Source organism: Pseudomonas sp. AFG_SD02_1510_Pfu_092, from assembly GCF_003331055.1.
In the GTDB taxonomy this organism is placed as follows: Bacteria; Pseudomonadota; Gammaproteobacteria; order Pseudomonadales; family Pseudomonadaceae; genus Aquipseudomonas.
In genome coordinates this window covers 1-6,808 of sequence record NZ_PUQD01000105.1, presented here as the reverse complement: position 1 = coordinate 6,808, position 6,808 = coordinate 1, and the positions used below count along the sequence as shown (strand labels likewise).

Here is a 6,808-nt window from a genome sequence, read left to right as displayed (position 1 = left end):
CCCCCCCCCCCCCCCCCCCCCCCCCCCCCCCCCCCCCCCCCCCCCCCCCCCCCCCCCCCCCCCCCCTTTTTTTTTTTTTTCCCCCCCCCGGGGGGGGGGGGGGGGCCCCGGCGATCGGGGGCAAAGCCCCCGCCGAGGAATAGCTGACCATGACCTACACCCTCGAAGACCTGCTGCACCTCATGGCCCGCCTGCGCGACCCGCAATATGGCTGCCCGTGGGACCTGAAGCAGAACTACGCGAGCATCGTCCCGCACACCATCGAAGAGGCCTACGAGGTCGCCGACACCATCGAGCGCGGCGATTTCGAGCACCTGCAAGGTGAGCTGGGCGACTTGTTGTTCCAGGTGGTCTACTACAGCCAGCTGGCCCGTGAGGAGGGGCGTTTCGAGTTCGACGGGGTGGTCGACAGCATCACCCGCAAGCTCATCCGCCGCCACCCGCATGTGTTCCCCACTGGCGAATTGTACGCCCCGGTGGATACCCCCAGCCTGAGCGAGGCCCAGGTCAAGTCGCGCTGGGAAGAAATCAAGGCCGAGGAGCGCGCAGAGAAGAGCCAGCCCGAGCAGCTGTCGCTGCTCGACGACGTACCGGCAGCCTTGCCGGCGTTGTCACGGGCAGCCAAACTGCAAAAGCGCGCGGCCACGGTCGGTTTCGACTGGCCAGCGGCATTGCCGGTGCTGGACAAGGTCCGCGAAGAGCTGGACGAAGTGTTGCAGGCCATGGCCGATGGCGATGCCGATGCGCTCGAAGACGAAGTTGGCGACCTGCTGTTCGCCACCGTCAACCTGGCCCGCCACCTCAAGCAGGACCCGGAACATGCCCTGCGCCGTGCCAATCGCAAGTTCGAGCGGCGATTCCGCTTCATCGAACAGGCATTGCGTGACAGCGGTCGCCCCATTGAAGCGTGTAACCTTGATGAACTGGACGCCCTTTGGGGTGAAGCCAAACGTCAGGAAAAGAACCTGCCCAGCTGCGGCTGAGCTGTTGCATAAGTGAGTGAACATTCATGAGCCTTTCCCTTCGCGACCAATTGCTCAAAGCCGGTCTGGTCAACCAGAAACAGGTCTCGCAGACCAACAAAGCTGAAAAGAAACAGAAGCGCATGGAGCACAAAGGCCAGGTCGAAGTCGACGACAGCCAGCAGCGCATGGCCAAGGAAGCCATGGCCGAAAAGGTCAAGCGCGACCAGGAGCTGAACCGCCAGCAGCAGGAAAAGGCCGAGCAGAAAGCCCGTGCCGCGCAGATCAAGCAGCTGATCGAAGCCACGCGTCTGCCCAAGCTGAACACCGAGGACTACTACAACTTCGTCGACGACAAGAAGGTCAAGCGCATTGCCGTCAACGCGCTGATGCGCACCAAGCTGAGCAATGGCGCGCTGGCCGTGGTCGCGCATGCCGGTGGTTACGAAGTCATCCCGCGGGAAGCGGCAGTGAAGATCCAGGAGCGCGACCCTGGGCGTATCCTGCTGCTCAATACCCATGTCGAGGAAGCGGACGAGGATGACCCGTACGCGGCCTACAAGATCCCTGACGATCTGATGTGGTAAACGCAGAAAACCCCGCCTTGGCGGGGTTTTTCTTTTGAAGACGGGTCATTGCGTGGTGCGCTGGTTTTCCAGGTCTTCCAGTTCTGCGCGGTACTGGTGCGCTTCGTGTTCGTTGTGGAACATGCCCACCAGCCGGCCTTGTTTCGCGGTTAAATGTGGGAGCTTTGAGAGGGCACAAAAAAGCCCCGCACAAGGCGGGGCTTCGGGTGCTGCTGGCAGCGCTGGCTCAGTTGCCTTTCACCGGCTTGCCATCGACCGTGCCATCCTGCAGCACGATCACGTATTCCTTGCCGTCGGTCTCTACCTGGCGCAGTTGCACCAGCAGGTAGTCCCAGCTCTTGGCGAACCACAGCTCGGTGATACGCTTGCTCTGGCTTGGGTCGCGCACGCGCTCGACCTTCACCGCATCGACCTGGCCGGTCTTGGTGGTAACCTTTTCGGTACCCAGCACGCGGAAGTCGTAGGTGTCGATCTCGTCACCGTCGACCACCTGATAGGTCATGCTCTTCTTGCCGGCCGCTACGTCATGCTGCAACGCCAGCTGGTAGGACGACTTGTCCAGCACGCCACGGTTCAGCGGCAGGTTGATGGCATCGCCACGGTCGCTGCCGGTGACTTTCTTGGCGCTCCAGTCGAAGGTCAGGTCGACCTTCTTGGCCTTGCCCAGGCCGCCGCGTTCGAAGTGGTACTGCTGCGGCAGCAGGGTGTCGTTGTCCATGCGCAGGGTGCTTTGCTCGGTCAGGCTGGCGATCATCATGGAAGCCTTGAAGTTAAGGTCCCAGGTACCGTTGGCATTCTTGACCAGGCTGCGCTCGGCGGTGCCGCTCATGGGCAGCTGCTTCCAGTCGGCGGTGTAGCTTGCCGAGAAAGGCTTCAGGTCAGCTGCCTGGAGGGGCAGGGCGAGCACGGCGAGAGCCAAGAGCAGGGCGCGACGCATAAATTCTCCTAGGATCGAATCAAGTGACCGCTGGCCGCCAGAGGCTGGCCATCCAGTAATGCACCCTGTTCGCCAAGACGCAAGCGCCCTTCAGCGAACCAGCGCACCGCCAGCGGGTAGATCAGGTGTTCCTGACGGTGTACCCGTTGGGCCAGGCTTTCGACAGTGTCGTCAGACGCTACCGGTACTACAGCCTGTACGACCAGTGGGCCGCCATCGAGTTCCTCAGTCACGAAGTGTACGCTGCAGCCGTGCTCGGCGTCGCCCGCTTCCAGTGCCCGGCGGTGGGTATGCAGGCCTTTGTACCTGGGCAGCAGCGACGGGTGGATGTTGAGCAGGCGGCCCTGATAGTGGCGCACGAAGTCGCCGCTGAGGATGCGCATGAAGCCGGCCAGCACCACCAGGTCCGGGGCGAAACCGTCGATGCGCGCCATCAGCGCGGCATCGAAGGCTTCACGGCCGTCGAACCGGGTGTGGTCGAGTACCACGGCGTCGATACCGGCTGCCGCGGCGCGTTGCAGGCCGTAGGCATCGGCGCGGTTGGACACCACCGCACGGATGCGCACCGGGCTGTCCTGGCCTTGGCAGCTGTCGATCAGGGCTTGCAGGTTGCTGCCGGAGCCCGACAGCAGTACCACTACATTGCAGGTCTTGCTCGGCATCAGTGTGCCTTGAGGTTCTGCAGCTCGACCTGGGCAGCGCCTTCGGCGGCTTCGGCGATGTGGCCGATCACCCATGGCTGCTCGCCAGCGGCGCGCAGTTCGTTGAGGGCAGCTTCGACCTGATCCTGCGCCACGCAGATGACCATGCCGACGCCGCAGTTCAGTACGCGGTGCATTTCATGCTCGTCGACGTTGCCTTTTTCCTGCAGGAAGTCGAACACCACCGGGCGCTGCCAGCTGGCCACGTCGATGACCGCCTGGGCGTTGGCCGGCAGTACGCGCGGGATGTTGTCCAGCAGGCCGCCACCGGTGATGTGGGCCATGGCCTTGACCGCGCCGGTGTTCTTGATCAGCTGCAGCAGCGGCTTGACGTAAATGCGGGTCGGCGCCATCAGCAGGTCGGTCAGTGGCTTGCCGTCCAGCTGGGTGTTCTCGATGTCGGTGGCCGACACTTCGAGGATCTTGCGGATCAGCGAGTAGCCGTTGGAGTGCGGGCCCGAGGAGGGCAGGGCGATCAGCGCGTCGCCGGTGGCAACCTTGGAGCCGTCGATGATCTCGGCCTTTTCCACCACGCCGACGCAGAAGCCAGCCAGATCGTAGTCTTCGCCTTCGTACATGCCGGGCATTTCGGCGGTTTCGCCACCGACCAGCGAGCAGCCGGCCAGTTCGCAACCGGCGCCAATGCCGGTGACCACGGTAGCGGCGACATCGACGTTGAGCTTGCCGGTGGCGTAGTAGTCGAGGAAGAACAGCGGCTCGGCGCCGCACACCACCAGGTCGTTGACGCACATGGCGACCAGGTCCTGGCCGATGCTGTCGTGCTTGTTCAGGTTCAGGGCCAGGCGCAGCTTGGTGCCGACGCCGTCGGTGCCGGAGACCAGTACTGGCTGCTTGTAGCCGGCCGGGATCTCGCAGAGGGCGCCGAAGCCGCCCAGGCCACCCATGACTTCAGGGCGTGCGGTGCGTTTTGCCACGCCCTTGATGCGTTCGACCAGTGCTTCGCCGGCGTCGATGTCTACACCGGCGTCCTTGTAGCTCAGGGAGGGTTGCTTGCTCATTGATCCAGGCCTTTAGGAGGGAGGGATTCTTAAAAACGACCACGACGGCCAAGGCCGGCGGGTAAGCGGCGGCTGCCTGAAACGTCAGTGCTCTGTGAAGGCGCGCGATTTTATCAGGGTTGCCGGGCAGCGGCCATCCTCAGGCCGACGGGCAGGTGCCGAAAGCATTAAAAAACCTCCTTTCACCGGCCGTGACTGGTTGCCGTGCGGGCGGCTGTATAAGGTATAGGAAAGGTGGCGGGCAGAATTGCCCGGTGCCACGGAGCATTTCCTGCCCGTGGCGGTCACAGCCTGCAGGCAGCGCCCCGTCGCTCCATGTGCTCTGGACAGGAATCCTCCATGCGTTTGTTCAATATTCTGGCAGTCGGTTGCCTGGCCCTGGTCTCGGCCACTGCCCAGGCCGAAAATGTCGCCGGCCTTTATCAGGTGCGCGAGCCGGTCAGCGGGCAGGGCGCCGAAGCCCGCGCGGCGGCAACCGCGAAGGCCCTCGATACGCTCGTGCTGCGCCTGACCGGCGACCCTAAGGCCGCGCAAAGCCCGGCGCTGGCCGAGCTGCGCAAAGACCCGCAGCAAATCATCAACCAGGTTGCCAGCGAAGCCGGCCCGCCGGAGTCGGTGTTGGTCGAGTTCGACCCGGGCAGCACCGAGCGGGCCCTGCGCAAGGCCGGCTTGGCGTTGTGGGGGAGCAACCGGCCGTCGATCCTCGGCTGGTGGTTGAATGACAGTGCCGAGGGCAGCAGCCTGGTCGGTGACGGCCAGGCCAGCGCCCAGCCCCTGCGCCGTGCCGCCCAGCACCGTGGCCTGCCATTGCGCTTGCCGCTGGGCGACCTGCAGGAGCAGCTGGTGGCCAACGCCGGGCAGATCGAAGGTAGCAACCCGGCGCCGCTGCGCGAGGCGTCCGAGCGCTACGGCGCCGACGCCTTGCTGGCAGTGCATGCCCAGCAAGCCGACGACAAGTGGCAGGGCAAGTGGCAACTGTGGCTGGGCGACCAGCGTGAGCAGGGCACTGCCGAGGGCAGCGACCCGGCAGCGTTGGCCGATGCGGTGATGCTGGCGGTCGGCAGCCGCCTGGCGCCGCGCTACGTCACCCGCCCTGGCGCCAGCAGCCAGCTGCAAGTGCAGGTGCAAGGGATGAACCTGCAGCGCTACGCCGAGCTTGCTCGCGTGCTGGAACCCTACGGCCCGCGCTTGCAGATGGCCGAAGGCAGCACCCTGACCTACGGGGTAACCGGCAACCGTGAGCAGCTGCGTGCCCAGCTTGGCCTGGCCAAGCTGCAGGAAGTGCCGGTGGAGCAGGCGCCTGCCACGCCCGCACCGGCAGTGGAGCCCGCCGCCGGGCAAAGCGCGCCGGCGCAACCCGCGCCCACGCCGTTCGACGGCCTGCGTTTTCGCTGGTAAGGGGAGCAAGCCTTGACCGATGTACGCCGCTGGATCTGGCTGGGCGTGGCCCTGCTGATCGCCGTGCTGCTTTATAGCCTGCACAATATTCTTACCCCGTTCCTGGTCGGCATTCTGCTGGCTTACCTGGCCGACCCGCTGGTCGACCGCCTCGAGCGCCTGGGGCTGTCACGCACCTGGGGCGTGGTGGTGGTGTTCGGCCTGTTCACCCTGGTGCTGCTGGCCTTGCTGCTGGTGCTGATACCGATGCTGGCCAAGCAGCTGGTGCGCCTGTACGAGCTGGCCCCGCAAATGCTCGACTGGCTTGAGCATGTGGCGCTGCCCTGGGTGCAGAGCCGCCTGGGTCTGGCCGATGGCTTCTGGAAGTTCGACAAGATCAAGGCTGCGATCGGTGCGCACATGGGCCAGACCACCGATATCGTCGGCATGCTGCTGTCGCATGCTACGGCTTCGGGCCTGGCGCTGATGGCCTGGCTGGCCAACATGGTGCTGATCCCGGTGGTGGGCTTCTACCTGCTGCGTGATTGGGACCTGATGATGGGCAAGCTGCGCAGCCTGTTGCCGCGTCAGCGTGAGCCGCAGGTGATGGGCCTGGCCGGAGAGTGCCACGAAGTGTTGGGCGCGTTCGTGCGTGGGCAACTGCTGGTGATGGTGGCGCTGGGCATCATCTATTCGGCGGGCCTGATGCTGGTGGGGCTGGAACTGGGGCTGCTGATCGGCATGCTGGCCGGGCTGGCGGCCATCGTGCCTTATATGGGTTTCATCATCGGCATCGGCGCGGCGCTGGTGGCCGGGCTGTTCCAGTTCGGCGGTGACCTGTATCCGATGCTGGGCATCGTCGCGGTATTCATGGTCGGTCAGGCGCTGGAAGGCATGGTGCTGACACCGCTGCTGGTAGGCGACCGCATCGGCCTGCATCCGGTGGCGGTGATCTTCGCCATTCTTGCCGGCGGCGAGCTGTTCGGCTTCACCGGGGTGCTGCTGGCGCTGCCGGTGGCGGCGGTGATCATGGTGCTGCTGCGGCATGTGCATGACCTGTACAAGGAATCGGACCTGTATGCCGGGGATGTCGACCCGGAGTTGTGATCCTGGGGGCCGCTTTGGGGCCCATCGCCGGGGGGCCCCCCCCCCCCCCCCGCCCCCCCCCCGGGGGGGGGGTGGGGGGGGGGGGGGGGGGGGGGGGGGGGGGGGGGGCGGGGCGCGG

General features: G+C 65.3%; 7 protein-coding genes. 4 read left to right on the top strand and 3 right to left on the bottom strand.

Going from position 1 to position 6,808, the window contains the following annotated elements; genetic code table 11:
- Positions 1 to 149 precede the first annotated feature (149 nt).
- Together mazG and C6A77_RS24775 are read left to right on the top strand one after the other, a co-directional pair.
- On the top strand, positions 150 to 983 hold the full coding sequence (gene mazG, locus C6A77_RS24780; protein WP_114171982.1) for a nucleoside triphosphate pyrophosphohydrolase: 834 nt from the start codon (positions 150 to 152) through the stop codon (positions 981 to 983).
- 26 nt (positions 984 to 1,009) lie between these two features.
- Positions 1,010 to 1,549 (top strand): DUF2058 domain-containing protein, encoded by a 540-nt coding sequence (locus C6A77_RS24775; RefSeq protein WP_114171981.1) that lies wholly within the window; start codon positions 1,010 to 1,012, stop codon positions 1,547 to 1,549.
- Positions 1,550 to 1,775: 226 nt separating this feature from the next.
- Here C6A77_RS24775 and C6A77_RS24770 read toward each other — a convergent pair whose 3' ends face one another.
- The 3 genes from C6A77_RS24770 to purM are packed head-to-tail and all read right to left on the bottom strand — an operon-like array spanning position 1,776 to position 4,206.
- The gene (locus C6A77_RS24770) at positions 1,776 to 2,486 is read right to left on the bottom strand and encodes a DUF3108 domain-containing protein (protein WP_114171980.1); all 711 of its coding nucleotides are present in this window, start codon (positions 2,484 to 2,486) and stop codon (positions 1,776 to 1,778) included.
- Between the two features lie 8 nt (positions 2,487 to 2,494).
- Positions 2,495 to 3,148, bottom strand: coding sequence for a phosphoribosylglycinamide formyltransferase (purN, locus tag C6A77_RS24765; protein WP_114171979.1), 654 nt, complete (start codon positions 3,146 to 3,148; stop codon positions 2,495 to 2,497).
- On the bottom strand, positions 3,148 to 4,206 hold the full coding sequence (gene purM, locus C6A77_RS24760; RefSeq protein ID WP_114171978.1) for a phosphoribosylformylglycinamidine cyclo-ligase: 1,059 nt from the start codon (positions 4,204 to 4,206) through the stop codon (positions 3,148 to 3,150). The genes purN and purM overlap by 1 nt, the downstream gene beginning before the upstream one ends.
- Positions 4,207 to 4,545: 339 nt before the next feature.
- Between purM and C6A77_RS24755 the strand changes: the two genes are divergently transcribed.
- Both C6A77_RS24755 and C6A77_RS24750 read left to right on the top strand, forming a co-directional pair.
- Positions 4,546 to 5,604 (top strand): DUF2066 domain-containing protein, encoded by a 1,059-nt coding sequence (locus tag C6A77_RS24755; protein ID WP_114171977.1) that lies wholly within the window; start codon positions 4,546 to 4,548, stop codon positions 5,602 to 5,604.
- 12 nt (positions 5,605 to 5,616) lie between these two features.
- On the top strand, positions 5,617 to 6,690 hold the full coding sequence (locus C6A77_RS24750) for an AI-2E family transporter (RefSeq protein ID WP_114171976.1): 1,074 nt from the start codon (positions 5,617 to 5,619) through the stop codon (positions 6,688 to 6,690).
- Positions 6,691 to 6,808: the final 118 nt, after the last annotated feature.